Source organism: Liquorilactobacillus uvarum DSM 19971 (assembly GCF_001434935.1).
Classification (GTDB): Bacteria; Bacillota; Bacilli; order Lactobacillales; family Lactobacillaceae; genus Liquorilactobacillus; species Liquorilactobacillus uvarum.
Map to the genome: position 1 here is coordinate 1 of NZ_AZEG01000012.1, position 14,959 is coordinate 14,959.

Genomic DNA, 14,959 nt, shown 5'->3' on the forward strand with positions numbered 1-14,959 from the left:
ATTTTATTATGGCACAACTGTCTAAATATTTGTGTACCAAATACTAGGATAAGAGCACATTGACACCGTTTTCATTTACTGCTAATATAACTTTAAAGATAGCGTGTGTTACTGATTCGATCAGGCATAAACCTACAATACTTGTTTAGCATGGAATTAAATTGCTGGGCTAGGTGTAGGTTTTTTTTATCACTTTTTAGGGGCGGTGACTATGAATTTTATCAGGAATTTTAATAATAATGCTGCACTGGTTAGTGATAAAGAAGGGGTCGAATGGGTTGTTGTTGGCAAGGGAGTGGGTTTTGGCAGAAAAACAGGTGAGATGGTTGATGATTCACTGGTGGAACATAAGTTTGTTGCAGCAGATAAAAATTCACCAGAGATTGAGGAATTCAAGGATATTAAACCACAGGCTTTACAGCTTACAACTGAGGTAGTCAAGCTGATTGAACCATTGTTGAAGCTTACTTACAATGATTACCAATATTTTACTTTAGCTGATCATATTGATTTTGCATTAAAACGTGCTCGTGATGGAATTGAAATTGATAATGGGACGGTTAGATGGGAAGTTCGTAAGCTATTTACATGTGAATTCAAAGTTGCTCAAAAAGCAGTTGAATTGATTAAAAAAAAGACAGGCATGACTTTTTCTGACAGTGAGGTTGTTTTTCTGACGTACCACTTTGTCAATGCGGAGTCGGATGGTTCTAAACTACAAGAAACGATTAAAATTTCGCGGCTTATTGCTGGAATCGTTGAAATCGTCCAGTATCAATATCATATAACTTTAGATACGGAATCATTCAATTATAATCGGTTTATTACTCATCTCAGAGCAATGATGGTACAGCAGCTCAGTAAATCTCAAAGTGGAGGAAGTGAACTAGATCCTTCACTGTTGGAACTCATGCGCGTCAAGTATCCGCTGGCTTTTTCGACAGTTGAACGGATCGATGCTTTTATGCAAGAAAAGGCGGGCTGGAAATTGGAATCAGATGGAAAGGTTTATATGGCACTTCATATTTGGCGAGTTACACATCGCCAGAAAATTGAATAAGAAAGGATTTTTAGGTGTGTTACAGGAAACTGGCATTAACCCAAATATCTTTATTTAAGTGATGCAACAGAGCTGTTCTGTCTGCTAGGTCATTTAAGTAAGGATGTTTGGGTTTTTGTTTTACTCAGGCAAAACAAACAAGGAGGAAACCATTATGAAGTACGAAGAATTGAGTCGCGCGATAGTCGATGGTGTAGGCGGTAAAAACAATGTAAAAAGTGTTGTTCATTGTACAACGCGGCTGCGTTTCAAGCTTAAAGACGAAAGTGTAACCAAGGATGAGGCATTAAAAAATACGGATGGTGTTATCACTGTTGTAAAATCAGGCGGACAATATCAAGTTGTAATTGGAAATCACGTTGCAGACGTGTATGAAGACTTGATTAAAGTGGGCGGCTTTGCAGATGGAGGGGTTGTTGCTGACGATTATGAGGAAGATGAAAACTTAAGTGTTTTAGACAAGTTCATTGATTTAGTTTCAGGAATTTTTACCCCTATCCTGGGTCCTCTGTGTGCGGCCGGAATGATTAAAGGATTTTCAGCAATGTTTACTTCACTAGGGTGGCTAAGTGCCAATTCAGGGACATATAAAGTATTGTACGCAATTGGTGACGGCTTCTTTTATTTCCTGCCGATTATTTTAGGAGTGACAGCAGCAAAGAAATTCAAAGTAGATCAATTTATCGGAATGGCTATTGGAGCAGCCTTATGTTATCCCGAGATTGTAGCATTGAATGGCAGCAAGACAGTTTTATATACGATATTTAATGGGACTTTCTTCCAATCTGACATACATGCGACCTTTTTGAAATTGCCAATTATCATGATGAGCTATACTTCATCTGTTATTCCAATTATTCTAGCTGTCTGGTTTGCATCCCATGTCCAGAGGTGGGCACGAAAAGTTATTCCAGATGTTGTTAAAACCTTCTTAGTTCCATTTGTAACGTTGTTGATCGCTGTGCCTTTGACCTTTCTCGTAATTGGACCGATTGCGACATGGTTAAGTGATGCTATTTCAACGATCTTCGTTGGTATTTATGATTTCAGTCCACTGGTAGCTGGGATCGTGATGGGCGCTTTCTGGCAGGTCTTTGTTATGTTTGGACTGCATTGGGGATTTGTCGCCGTTGCGATGGCTAATTTGGCTTCAAAGGGGTATGACCCGATTGTTATCTTGTCTTTGGGAGCTTCATTTGCACAAACAGGTGTTGTATTGGGAATGATTATGCAGACTAAGAATCCTAAAACACGCAGCATTGCTATTCCGGCATTTATCTCTGGTATTTTCGGAGTAACAGAGCCTGCAATTTACGGACTTACTTTGCCGCGTAAACGTCCGTTCATATTGAGCTGTATCGCAGCTGCAATTGGCGGCGGTATTATTGGTTTAGCCGGTTCGAAAATGTATATGATGGGAGGCATGGGAATTTTTAGTATTCCTTCGGCAATTGGGACTAAGACAGGTATTGATAGCTCTGTCTATGGGTTAATTTTCTCAATGGTAATTTCAACTGTATTGGGATTAGCATTACAGCTTTTATTTGGAAGAAAATTTGTGGATGACACTGAATCTGCAACTGTAGTCGCAAGCAGTGTACCGTCTTCAGTGGAAAAACCAGCAAAAGAGGAAACTGCTGTCGATCAAAAACAGGAATACAAATCTGCAACTAAGATAAATAGTCCACTTTCGGGTAAACTTGTGGCACTCGAAGAGATTGAGGATGAGGTTTTTTCTTCTGGGGCGATGGGGAAAGGTGTTGCAATCGAACCTGATGAAGGTGTGCTCACTGCACCAGCTGTTGGGACAGTGACACTTGCTTTTCCAACGGGACATGCCGTAGGACTTAGGTTAGAGACAGGGACTGAATTATTAATGCATATCGGAATGGACACCGTTGAACTTGATGGTAAGGGATTTGAATTGCTAGTTGAACAAGGCGACAAGATAACTGCTGGACAAGAACTACTCAAATTCGATATTGATTTAATCAAGAAAGCCGGTTTCAAACTGACGACACCGATTGTTGTGACGAATACGAAAGAATACCATGAAATTAGTATAGTTGATCCACAAAGAAAAGGCATTAAAAGAAATGATGTATTACTTGACCTAAAATAAATTGGAGGTTTGAATATGAGTTTTCCTAAAAATTTTTTATGGGGCGGCGCAACTGCTGCAAATCAATGTGAAGGAGCATATCGAGATGATGGGAAAGGGCTCTCGCTAGTCGATATTCTACCGACTGCTTCAGAAGATAGACAGTACGCACTTTTCCACCCTAAAGAGGCTGAGAAAAAGAATTATCAATACTATCCGAGCCATGAATCAATTGATTTTTACCATCATTATAAAGAAGATATTAAGCTTTTTGCTGAAATGGGGTACCGTGTTTTCAGGATGTCGTTGAGCTGGCCACGTATTTTTCCTAATGGGGATGATAATGAGCCTAATGAAGCAGGTTTGAAATTTTACGATGATGTATTTGCAGAATGTCGAAAATACAAAATCGAGCCTCTAGTTACATTGAATCACTTCGACACACCATTGGCCTTATTTGATAAGTATAACGGCTGGTCGAATCGCAGTCTGATTGAACTTTACGTCAAATATTGCAAAACGGTCTTAGAACGCTATCAAGGTCAAGTCCATTACTGGCTGACCTTCAATGAAATAAATATGATTCTGCATATTCCTTTTTTAGGCGGTGGGATGGATGTAAATAGGGCTGAGAATGCTGAGCAATTAAAATATCAGGCTGCACATCATCAACTTGTTGCTTCTGCTTTGGTGACTAAATTAGCGCATGAAATTGATCCCGAAAATAAGGTGGGATGCATGCTGGCAGCAGGTCAGACATATCCGTATACATGTGCACCGGAAGATGTTTTTGCTGCAATGCAGGCAGATCGTGAGGGCTATTTCTTCATCGATGTTCAAGCACGTGGCTATTATCCAAGCTACGCTAAGCGGATTTTCGAAAATAAACAAGTAAAAATTAAAATGGCTGAAGACGACAAGCAAATACTACGTAAAAATACAGTTGATTTCATTTCATTCAGTTATTATTCATCGCGGTTGACAAGTACAGATCCTAAAGTTAACAGCAAAACAGCAGATAATATTTTTGATTCATTGAAGAATCCGTACTTGAAGACGAGTTCATGGGGGTGGCAGACTGATGCCTTAGGATTAAGGATCACAATGAATCAAATATATGATCGTTATCAAAAGCCCCTATTTGTTGTTGAAAATGGTCTTGGTGAAAAAGATGTACTGACTGAAGAACACGAAGTTCATGATGAATACCGAATTGCTTACCTAAGGGAAAACATCAAAGAAATGGGTGAAGCGATCGCTGATGGCGTTGAGTGCTGGGGCTACACCAGTTGGGGGTGTATTGATCTTGTTTCCGCGGGATCGGGTGAAATGAGCAAACGTTACGGATATATCTATGTTGATCGTGATGATCAAGGAAAAGGAACCCAGAAAAGATATAAAAAAGATTCTTTCAGTTGGTATGCTGAGGTAATTGCAAGCAATGGGCAGCTTTTATTTGAAAAAGAAAGGGCGAATGTTTAAATGTATTCAAAAACAATTCCAGACAGATTTCCAGACAATTTTTTATGGGGCGGTGCTACGGCTGCTAATCAGCTCGAAGGGGGCTGGAATCTTGACGGCAAAGGTTTGACGACAGCCGAAGTTGTCCAAAAAGCCGAAGATCGACAGAATTTTACCATGAATGAAGTTACACCAGGGAGTTTGGAAGCAGCAATTGCTGACAAGACAGATGAGTTATACCCGAAACGGCGTGGAATTGATTTTTATCATCACTATAAAGAAGATATTAAACTTTTCGCTGAGATGGGGTTCAAGGCATTCAGGCTTTCAATCGCTTGGGCCCGGATATTTCCTAACGGAGATGAAACAGAACCAAATGAAGCAGGTTTGCAATTTTATGATGATGTTTTTGCTGAATGTAGGCATTACGGTATTGAACCGGTTGTAACAATCTCACATTATGAGATGCCGCTTGGCTTAACATTGAAGTATAATGGTTGGGCTAACCGCAAAACAATTGAATTTTTCACGAAATATACGGAAGTTCTGTTCAAACGTTACCGGGGAGTTGTTAAGTATTGGATGACCTTTAATGAAATTAACGCTTCAACTTGGGGATTCACAGGAACGGGGGCGGTCGATAGCGAGCTGGATGAACAAGATAAGATGCAGCTGCGTTATCAAGCCTTGCACCATGAGTTTATGGCAAGTGCGTTTGCAGTCAAGCAGTGCCATCAAATTGACCCCGAGGCGAAAATTGGTTGCATGCTGGCAAGGATGCAAACTTATTCAAACACGCCTAATCCAATTGATGTGAGGGCAGCACAGTTGCAGGATCAATTGAATCTGTTCTTCACAGATGTTCAAGTGCGCGGAGAATACCCTGAATATATGAATCGTTATTTCGCTGAGAATGGAATTTCAATCAAAATGCAATCCGATGACCAGCAAATAATCAGCGATGGTAAAGTTGATTATCTTGGATTTAGTTATTATATGTCAACAGTTACATCTGCAAATGACGAAGTTGAAAAAGCAACAGGCAATTTTGCATTTGGAGGTAAAAATCCTTACTTGGAAACTAGCGACTGGGGTTGGCAGATCGACCCGCTTGGCCTGAGAATTACCTTGAACGAATTTTGGGATCGTTATCGAGTACCTTTATTTATCGTTGAAAATGGTTTAGGTGCAATTGATGAAGTTGCCTCAGACGGGAAAATACATGATGATTATCGAATTGATTATTTACGCAAGCACATTGAGCAGATGAAAGAAGCAATCAAAGATGGTGTCAATTTGATTGGATATACAATGTGGGGCCCCATCGATCTTATAAGTGCTTCAACGTCGGAAATGTCTAAAAGATATGGATTTATCTATGTCGACCAGGATGATGAAGGCAATGGGACACTTAACCGTATTCGAAAGGATTCATTTGCCTGGTACAAGAATGTGATTGCTTCTAATGGGGAAAATTTAGCATAAAGAAAAAAAGTATGACTCTTGGGCAAAAGGCAATCAAAATTGAATATACGAAAAGCTGGAAAAAAATTTTTTTCTTCAGCTTTTTTGTAGGTTTAACTTTAATTGAGCCCATGTGGGATTCAAGCAATATATTTGAAGGATATGATTTAAAGACGCATAGAGATGATACTTAAACATGGAAAAAACACAAGCATCTTCTTGGAGTTTTTGGCCTCAGTAGGTTAGAATTAAATAAGAATGAAGCCCTTACAAGCGAAAGGAGATCGATAATATGGCATATACACTTCCAGATTTACCGTACGATTATAGCGCGTTAGAACCTTATATTGATGAACAAACAATGCGCTTGCACCACGATAAGCATCATCAAACTTATGTCAATAATTTGAATGCAGCTTTGAAAGATCATCCGGAACTGTCTGAACTTCCAGTAGAAGAGTTGATGGGACAATTGGATAAGGTACCTGAAGGGATTAAAAAGGCCGTACGCAATAGTGGTGGTGGGCATGCCAACCATTCACTTTTTTGGAAACTTCTTTCACCACATTTTGATACTGATCCAGAAGGACCATTACGTGAAGCGATTGATAGCAAATTTGGCAGTCTTGAAAAATTCAAACAGCAGTTCACAGAAGCTTCCTTGAGCGTCTTTGGTTCGGGTTGGGCATGGCTTGTGAAGGATGAGGCTGGTGAGTTAAAAATCGTGACAACAGCAAATCAAGATTCTCCGCTTTCTGATGGGTTAACCCCTGTCTTAGGACTCGACGTTTGGGAACATGCATACTATTTAAAATATCAGAATCGCAGGCCAAAATATGTTGAAGCATTTTGGCACATTGTAAATTGGCAAGAAGCTGCAAGTCGATTTGATAGTGAGCTGGCAGGAATCGGTTCAGAAAGTTAAATAAAGCACTTGCAAAAATCATTTAAAAGTAGTAATATTCTAGTTGTCGAAGGATTGTTACCGCTGTCATAAGTGGGCAAAACCTGTCACAGATTGGATGTATAGACTAGCAATAGTTTACATCACGGTTTGTGTACAGGTTTTTTTACATCATTATCATCTGGGAAATCTGGGGAGAATCTATGAAGGTCAAACAGGTTTTTAATAACAATGTTCTTTTAGCAAATCAAGGCGACCAGGAAGTGGTATTAGTTGGTCGTGGAATAGGATTTAAGCAGAAACCGGGGATGCCTATTGAAAAAAATAAGGTTAGTCAGGTGTTTGCGCCAACTGACGATAAATGGTTCACGTTGTTTCATGATTTGATTCAAAACATTTCACCAGAATACCTTGAGTTATCGGCTCGAATAATCCAACAGGCGGGTGAGATACTTCACGCAAAATTCAATGATTATTTATTAATATCGCTGACAGACCATCTTGATTTTGCAGTCACTAGATATAAGCAGGGTATTCAGATTCATAATGAGATTTTATGGGAAATAAAGAATTATTATCCGAATGAGTATCAAGCTGCTAGTGTGGCACTTGAAACTGTTAATCAGCAAATAGGAATAAAGCTGCCAGAAGATGAAGCTGGTTTCATTGCAATGAAACTGCTTGAGAGCAGTGTTGACCACCCCCAGAGCAGTGATACGGTTAAAATGACTAAGCTGATAGGAGATATCGTTCAAATCGTCCAGTATCAATTACAGATTAAGCTTGATCCGGATACAATGAGCTATCGGCGCTTTTTAGTCCATCTGAGGTTCTTGGCTGAACGTATTTTGCAAAAGAAGATCAATTATTCTGGAAGTGATGATGATTTTTTATTTCAGCATTTGGTTAAAAAGTATCCGACATCGTTTGAGTGTACCAAGAAAGTAACAGCTTTTATTAGCGGACAGTTGCAGATTGATCTTTCAATAAACGAGCAAATTTATTTAACAATACATGTACAGCGTATTTTAGATGATATTAATAAAAAAACCGAATAAACGGGATTGTAACTATTAAATTAGGCAAAACCCAAGTCAATATGAGATCCAGACCCTCTTAGTCTGAGTCTGATATCGACTTGGGTTTTTGTTTTAAAAATAACTTTAGGGGTGAAATAAAATGGATTATGAAAAACTAGCATCAGATATTGTAAAAGATATCGGAGGAAAAGATAATATTAATACTGCGTGGCATTGTGCAACGCGGCTTAGATTTAAGTTGAAAGACGAAGCGAAGGCGGATACACAAAAAATTGAGGATTTAGATGGGGTAATCACAGTTGTTAAATCCGCAGGACAATATCAAATTGTTGTTGGGAATGCTGTAGCAAACGTTTTTAATGCTCTAGCCAAACAAACTGGTTTGGAGAATGAAGAACAGAGTTCTCAACCGCAAGAAAAAGAGAAAAATATTGTTAATCGTTTTATAGCATTTATTTCAGGGACTTTTACTCCATTTCTGGGTGCTTTGGCAGGAGCCGGAATTTTAAAGGGGCTGCTTGCGCTGTTTGTGGCTTTGGATTGGATGAACACTGCGAGCGGAACTTATGAAATTCTATATGCTGCTGGTGATGCATTGTTCAACTTTTTGCCGATTTTTCTTGCTTTCACAGCCTCTAAGCGACTGAATGTCAATCAATTTGTAGCGGTTGCTTTAGCTGCTGCACTGGTGTATCCGACACTTGTCACAGCTGCTGCTAAGTCGCAAACTCTTCATTTCATGGGCATTCCAGTTGTCCCGACCACATATACATCGTCAGTTATCCCGATTCTTTTGGCTGTTTGGGTCCTGTCATTTATCGAACCAGTATTAAATAAAATTTTTCCTGAAGCAATCAGGAATATTTTTACACCGTTGTTTTCATTGGCAATTATGGTCCCGCTAACAATGATTGTTGTTGGACCCCTTGGTTCATCCGTGGGAAATGTTTTATCAACGCTGGTTTCATCAGTTTATAATTTTGCGCCAGCATTAGCCGGTGCGATCATGGGTGCTTTCTGGCAAGTATTTGTCATTTTTGGGGTACATTGGACCTTTGTCCCAGTAATGATGAATAATCTTAGTAAAATGGGTTACGATCCGCTGTTGCCAATTTTATGTGCTGCTGTTATTTCTCAGGCAGGTGCAGCATTAGGGATCTTTTTGAAAACAAAGAACAAAAAACAAAAGGCCTTAGCTGGTTCAGGAGTCATCACTGGTGTCTTTGGGATTACTGAACCAATTATTTATGGTTTGACCCTAAAACTGAAACGTCCATTTATTTGTGCAGTTATTGCTGGCGGTATCGGTGGAGCAATTATCGGCGGTTTTCAAGTTAGGGCCAGTTCTTTCACACTTCCTAGTTTACTGGCTATCCCAACATATGTCGGCAAAGGATTTGTTGGTTCCTTGATCGGAATTGCAGTATCATTTGTTCTAGGTGCAGTTCTAACATTTTTATTTGGAATGGGTAAAGCAGACACACAGGAAAATGACCAGAATTTAGACAAATTATCTGCACCGGTAAAGGGCACGATTATTCCATTGACGAGTGTTAAAGATGAGGTCTTTGCATCGGAAGCTATGGGTAAGGGAATAGCGATTGTTCCGACAAATGATAGGGTTACTTCGCCTGTCAGTGGAACAATTAGTGCGGTCTATCCAACTGGACATGCAATTGGGATTATTTCGGATCAAGGAGCAGAAATATTGATCCATATCGGGATAGATACGGTAAAATTGAATGGAAAATATTTTGAAACAAAAGTTAAGCAAGGTCAACATGTCAATCAAGGCGCGGAACTGATCGTGTTTGATTCTGAAAAAATCAAGGCGAGTGGATATGACAACACAGTTATGATGATCATCACGAATACTAAACAGTATGAAGTCGAGACTACTAAAGATACAGAAGCAGATCAAAACATGGTTCTAACATTACAGTTGACAAAATAAGATGTTTTTTGATGAGAGGAGATATTTACATGTATAAAGCAGGTTTTCCAAAAGAATTTCCGAAAGATTTTTTATGGGGTGGTGCGACTGCCGCTAATCAAATCGAAGGTGCCTGGAATGTTGATGGTAAAGGTTTAACGACTGCAGAAGTTGTAAGAAAAGCGGATGATCGGAAAAAAATGTCGATGAATGTAGTTGATTCTGAATCAATTAAAGAAGCCATCAATGATATGACAACAGTTAATTATCCTAAGCGGCGTGGAATTGATTTCTATCATCACTATAAAGAAGATATTAAACTTTTTGCGGAAATGGGTTTTAAAGTATTTCGTTTTTCAATTGCATGGGCACGTATTTTTCCGAAGGGTAATGAACAGCAGGCAAATGAAAAAGGGTTAGAGTTTTATGACCGTGTGTTAGACGAATTGGAAAAATATGGTATCGAGCCATTGATTACACTCTCGCATTATGAGATGCCACTCGCACTTACACAGAAACAAAATGGCTGGCTGGATCGCAAAACAATTGCAGATTTCACCCACTATACTGAAATTGTTTTTAAACGTTATCGTGGCCGTGTTCGTTATTGGCTGACTTTTAACGAGATTAACACGGGGACTTGGGGTTTTCATGAAACGGGCGTTGTTGATAGTCATTTAAAGAAACAAGAACAGGAGAGCGTTCGTTACCAAGCACTTCATCATCAGTTAGTGGCTAGCGCGATAGCTACTAAACAACTGCATGAAATTGATCCAGAGGCAAAAATGGGTTGTATGCTGGCAAGAATGCAAACATATCCAGCAACTTGTAGACCAGAAGATGTTCGTGCAGCACAGTTAGAAGACCAGAAAAATTTGTTTTTTACTGATGTGCAGGCACGTGGCGAGTATCCGGAGTTTATGAACAGATATTTTTCCGAAAATGGAATTCAGATAAAAATGTCTGCTGATGATCAGCAAGTTCTTGCGGAATCACCAGTTGATTTTGTGAGCTTCAGTTATTATATGACCACTGTTACCAGTGCTGAAGCCGGAGAAGAAGTTAATGGCAATATGGCAACAGGCGGCCGTAACAAATATCTTGAAGAATCTGACTGGGGCTGGCAGATTGATCCTGTTGGGTTACGTATTACTTTGAATGAGATGTGGGATCGCTATCGAAAACCGTTATTCATCGTTGAAAATGGTCTTGGTGCTTTAGACAAGCTTGAAGCTGGAAATGTTCATGATAATTATCGAATTGATTATTTGAGAAAGCATATCGAGCAAATGAAGCAGGCTATCGAAGACGGTGTTCAACTTATGGGTTATACGATGTGGGGACCGATTGACCTTATTAGTTTTTCAACTTCAGAAATGTCCAAACGGTATGGATTTATCTATGTTGATCAGGATGATGATGGCAATGGATCATTGAAACGAATTAAAAAAGATTCTTTTTACTGGTATAAAAAAGTCATTTTTTCGAATGGAAAAGACTTAGATTGAGAATAAAAAAAGAACTGAGGTAGAGAAGTTTGCCTCGGATCTTTTTTTATTATTGAAGAATAAATATAAAATAGTTATTATTAAATGTAGAGTATGTGCTGAATGACAATTATTGAAATGCATGTACTACTGTACTGTTTTGGTTCTTATTTTACTATTGTGCCTTAAAATGCATTATGCTAGTGTTTGTTTTATTAGGGATAAATTAATGATAGAAAAGCAGATAAAAGACCTTTTGGCACATGATCATGGACCATGCTGTTGATAAAAAGAAACGGGATACGGAGTTGGTTTTTATGGAAAAAAGGAAAAAAATTATTACAGCAACAGCAGCAACAATAACAGCACTAACACTTGTTACAGTACATAACGATGAGATTATGGCGGATAACGTTGTCCAGACGACCGAAAAATCAGTCTCAACTGGGAATGATCAGGAAAGCAGCAGCTCTTCTAGCAATATGGTGTCTAATAGCAGTGAGACCTCGGAAAATAAGAATGGGCAGGAAACAGTTTCACAACGGCAGCAGTCAGAAACGTCAAGTCAAAGCAGCAGTTCTTCAGCTAAGGAAGAGCAGCAGAGCAAAACTGTTGCGGCAGCAACCGATAGTAAAGCTGAGCAGAGTGTAAGCTCAAAACAGCAGGTCACAGAAGTAACTGCAAATTACACGAACAATAAAAATTTAGCTGATAAGACTTTGACCGAAAAAACGGTTAAGGTCAATGACGATTACAATACTCAAGCTGACCAGCAAGAACAGGACAATGATCAGGAGCAAAATGAGGCACAGGCAAAACTTGCACAAGCACAAACCCAAGCTCAAAATTCGGCAAAAGAGGAGATTAAAGCGGCAGTTCCGATTGCACAAACAGATGATCCTGCGAAAGCTTATCAAACAGGACATGTGGTCAATGCAGACGGTGATCTTCCAACTCACTTGATTCAACCACAAATAACGAACGCTGCAGCGCCGACCTATTATGATTTTTATGGCTACAATGGAGAAAATGACACTTCGGATAAGATCAACGGAACTTTAACACATGATCAGCAGTATGAATTGGCAGATTATGCGCTAACATTACTGAATAATTGGCGTACAGCCAATGGAATGGATCAAATTCATTATAATCAAAACGTTGAAGAGGCTACTTTAGAATTAATCAATTTACGAAACGAAGAAAACAAAGATTTTGAGCACATTACTTTTAATAATCAAGAAACAGCGATTTTTTCAAAATATGATTTAAGTTTAGTGGGGGAAAATCTTGGAGTCTCTATTTCACAAGAAACGACATTACTGCAGCTAAAAGTGGAAACGTTGAATGCAATCACGGCGATGATATGGCAGGATAAAGCTCATTATAATGGACATTTATTGAACTTCGAGAATGCAGAATACATGGGATTTGGTGTTCAAGCCAATAAAAATATGACTTATCCATATCAGCTGGTTTTTGAAATGGCAGAGTTAAGTGGCTCGAAGAATACTCAAGCACCAGATGTTCAGTTAACTTCGGAGGCGTTTATTGAAGGTAAACGTGCTGCTGCTATAACTGCATTTGTCGAAGCTGATGAGGGTGTTCGCATAGCCAAAGCAAATATTTTAAACATCAAGAATGAAAGTCAACATGCTTCAATACTGCTTCAAAGTCAGCGGCAGGCCGAGTTAAATCAAATTAATACATTGCATGAGACAGCCTTAGGAGCTTTGTATCTGAATTATCAGAATGAACTTTCGACTCTACAAGATCTAAAAAGTATGCACTCAGAACCAAGAAAATTGGTACAAGTTGAAGCTCTAAGAAAAGAAAAACAGCAGTTAATTAGAAAAAATGGTTCAAGCAACAAAATGGTGACAAGCAGGTTGAAAATTTCAGGCAGCGATGAAAAAAGTGATTCATCCTCACACGAGACAGCACTTCTTCCAACACGCAAACAGAAAAGTCAAAAACGATCTAATTATTCACTTCCACAGCTTGGAGAAGAAAAGGATGCTCCAGCCTCATTAGCAGGAATAATACTTTTTTCAGTAGCTGCATTGTTCGGATTTAAAACGTTTAGTAAAAAGAAGAGATGAATGTCAAAAACTGACTTTTGATTCTAGTTCTTTTGTGGATTCCATAGCAATGTGGTTTATAAGTCAAAATTTCCCGGCTAACTTTGCATTTCATAGCAAAGGAACAAGCTGTGTTCGTAGCTTTGCTTTAGTGCTCAAATTTTACTGACTTATAGTACACGCCTATGTTTTCAGGTGAAAAAGCAGTCTTAAATACAGGGCTGCTTTTTTATTGTTCATAATATTGTAAAAAATGATTGCTATAAGAGGTTATTTATAATAAAATAGTTCATAAATACGAACTATAAACACTGAAAAGTGTAAAACGTTTACTGCAAGGAGAAATTATTATGCATTTTATAGCTGACTTAATGGCAGCACTCGGAGTTGTTTTGAACGGAATTCCGCAAGGTATAATGGCAATGGGATTGGGATTTGCGGTCTTTCCAACAACTTTTTCATTTGTTTTTGCTTCAGCGATCAACGGGTTTTATGGATCTGTGGCGCCGCTTTCCTTTCAAGCTGAATCATTAGCGTTGACTGGGAATCTCGGTAAAACGATTCGTGAACGGACTTCAATTATCTTTGGCGGTTCGCTAATCATGGTTTTCATCGGATTAACTGGAACTTTAACAAAGATCGTTTCTTATCTGGGAAACAATATCATGACAGGGATGATGGCTGGTGTCGGATTGATGCTGGCTAAGATTGCAATTGAAATGACCAAAAAGCAGCGCAAGGTAGGCTGGATTTCAATCGCTTTAGCGGCAGTTACATATTTAATAACTAAAGATTTAGTATGGACGATTACAATTTCCGTAGTCTTTTCCAGCCTCTATGCAGTAAAAATTGAGCATTATCGTGCGGAACTTCCTAATTATGTAACAGAACGAAAATTTAATTTTATGCGTCCACAATTCAATCTGCGAATTTTGCGCGGTGCGCTTGGACTGGCTTGCTTGAATATTGGGGCTAATATTTCTTATGGATTGATTACTGGTCAAATGACGGGGGTTAAACCGAATCCGGTTAATTTGAACTTGTTGACGACAACGCAGGCAATAGCAGACATGGGAACGAGTTTACTAGGTGGTGCTCCAGTTGAAACGATTATTTCGGCAACTGCCAGTGCTCCTGAACCAGTGATTGCGGGAATTCTAATGATGCTGATTATGGCTGTGATATTATTTGCAGGTTGGCTTCCTAAGATCGGCCGCTATGTTCCTAGTACCTCAATTGCAGGTTTCTTGTTCATCTTAGGTGCAGTTGTGATCTTTCCCGAAAATGCAGCTGCAGCTATGTCTGGTTCTGGAATGACGATTGCTGCAATTACTCTAGTCGTGACAGCTATTTTTGATCCATTTGCAGGGTTAGTAACAGGCGCTGCCTTAAAATTTGTTCTGCCATTATTAGGGCTGGGGGTATAGT

10 protein-coding genes are annotated in these 14,959 nt (G+C 39.1%); all 10 read left to right on the forward strand.

The window, feature by feature from the left end; genetic code table 11:
* Positions 1-211: 211 nt before the first annotated feature.
* The 10 genes from FD20_RS07045 (at position 212) to FD20_RS07090 (ending at position 14,958) form a co-directional block, all read left to right on the forward strand.
* Complete coding sequence (locus tag FD20_RS07045; protein WP_057737133.1) at positions 212-1,060, forward strand: BglG family transcription antiterminator; 849 nt, start codon at positions 212-214, stop codon at positions 1,058-1,060.
* A gap of 154 nt (positions 1,061-1,214) precedes the next feature.
* A complete protein-coding gene (locus FD20_RS07050; protein WP_057737135.1) occupies positions 1,215-3,182 on the forward strand; it encodes a beta-glucoside-specific PTS transporter subunit IIABC in 1,968 nt (655 codons plus the stop codon).
* A 15-nt stretch (positions 3,183-3,197) separates the two neighbouring features.
* Positions 3,198-4,643, forward strand: a complete 1,446-nt coding sequence (locus FD20_RS07055; protein WP_057737137.1) for a 6-phospho-beta-glucosidase — start codon at positions 3,198-3,200, stop codon at positions 4,641-4,643.
* On the forward strand, positions 4,644-6,107 hold the full coding sequence (locus FD20_RS07060) for a glycoside hydrolase family 1 protein (protein ID WP_057737139.1): 1,464 nt from the start codon (positions 4,644-4,646) through the stop codon (positions 6,105-6,107). It abuts the gene before it with no gap.
* Between the two features lie 271 nt (positions 6,108-6,378).
* Positions 6,379-7,011 carry a superoxide dismutase gene (locus FD20_RS07065; RefSeq protein WP_057737141.1) on the forward strand — a complete coding sequence of 211 codons (633 nt, stop codon included), beginning with the start codon at positions 6,379-6,381 and terminating at the stop codon, positions 7,009-7,011.
* Between the two features lie 182 nt (positions 7,012-7,193).
* Positions 7,194-8,048, forward strand: coding sequence for a BglG family transcription antiterminator LicT (licT, locus tag FD20_RS07070; protein ID WP_057737143.1), 855 nt, complete (start codon positions 7,194-7,196; stop codon positions 8,046-8,048).
* Between the two features lie 121 nt (positions 8,049-8,169).
* Entirely contained in the window at positions 8,170-9,984 is a 1,815-nt protein-coding gene (locus tag FD20_RS07075) for a beta-glucoside-specific PTS transporter subunit IIABC (protein WP_057737145.1), read from the forward strand.
* 29 nt (positions 9,985-10,013) lie between these two features.
* On the forward strand, positions 10,014-11,471 hold the full coding sequence (locus FD20_RS07080) for a glycoside hydrolase family 1 protein (protein ID WP_057737147.1): 1,458 nt from the start codon (positions 10,014-10,016) through the stop codon (positions 11,469-11,471).
* A gap of 242 nt (positions 11,472-11,713) precedes the next feature.
* Positions 11,714-13,552, forward strand: coding sequence for a hypothetical protein (locus FD20_RS07085; protein ID WP_057737149.1), 1,839 nt, complete (start codon positions 11,714-11,716; stop codon positions 13,550-13,552).
* Positions 13,553-13,881: 329 nt separating this feature from the next.
* Entirely contained in the window at positions 13,882-14,958 is a 1,077-nt protein-coding gene (locus FD20_RS07090) for a hypothetical protein (protein ID WP_057737151.1), read from the forward strand.
* The last annotated feature ends 1 nt before the right edge of the window (position 14,959 follow it).

What these genes read in the sequence shown, in the direction of transcription:
- FD20_RS07055 (WP_057737137.1), top strand. Translation starts at nt 3,198, where the DNA reads ATGAGTTTTCCTAAAAATTTTTTATGGGGCGGCGCAACTGCTGCAAAT.
- FD20_RS07060 (WP_057737139.1), top strand. Translation starts at nt 4,644, where the DNA reads ATGTATTCAAAAACAATTCCAGACAGATTTCCAGACAATTTTTTATGG.
- FD20_RS07050 (WP_057737135.1), top strand. Translation starts at nt 1,215, where the DNA reads ATGAAGTACGAAGAATTGAGTCGCGCGATAGTCGATGGTGTAGGCGGT.
- FD20_RS07045 (WP_057737133.1), top strand. Translation starts at nt 212, where the DNA reads ATGAATTTTATCAGGAATTTTAATAATAATGCTGCACTGGTTAGTGAT.
- licT (WP_057737143.1), top strand. Translation starts at nt 7,194, where the DNA reads ATGAAGGTCAAACAGGTTTTTAATAACAATGTTCTTTTAGCAAATCAA.
- FD20_RS07080 (WP_057737147.1), top strand. Translation starts at nt 10,014, where the DNA reads ATGTATAAAGCAGGTTTTCCAAAAGAATTTCCGAAAGATTTTTTATGG.
- FD20_RS07065 (WP_057737141.1), top strand. Translation starts at nt 6,379, where the DNA reads ATGGCATATACACTTCCAGATTTACCGTACGATTATAGCGCGTTAGAA.
- FD20_RS07085 (WP_057737149.1), top strand. Translation starts at nt 11,714, where the DNA reads ATGATCATGGACCATGCTGTTGATAAAAAGAAACGGGATACGGAGTTG.
- FD20_RS07090 (WP_057737151.1), top strand. Translation starts at nt 13,882, where the DNA reads ATGCATTTTATAGCTGACTTAATGGCAGCACTCGGAGTTGTTTTGAAC.
- FD20_RS07075 (WP_057737145.1), top strand. Translation starts at nt 8,170, where the DNA reads ATGGATTATGAAAAACTAGCATCAGATATTGTAAAAGATATCGGAGGA.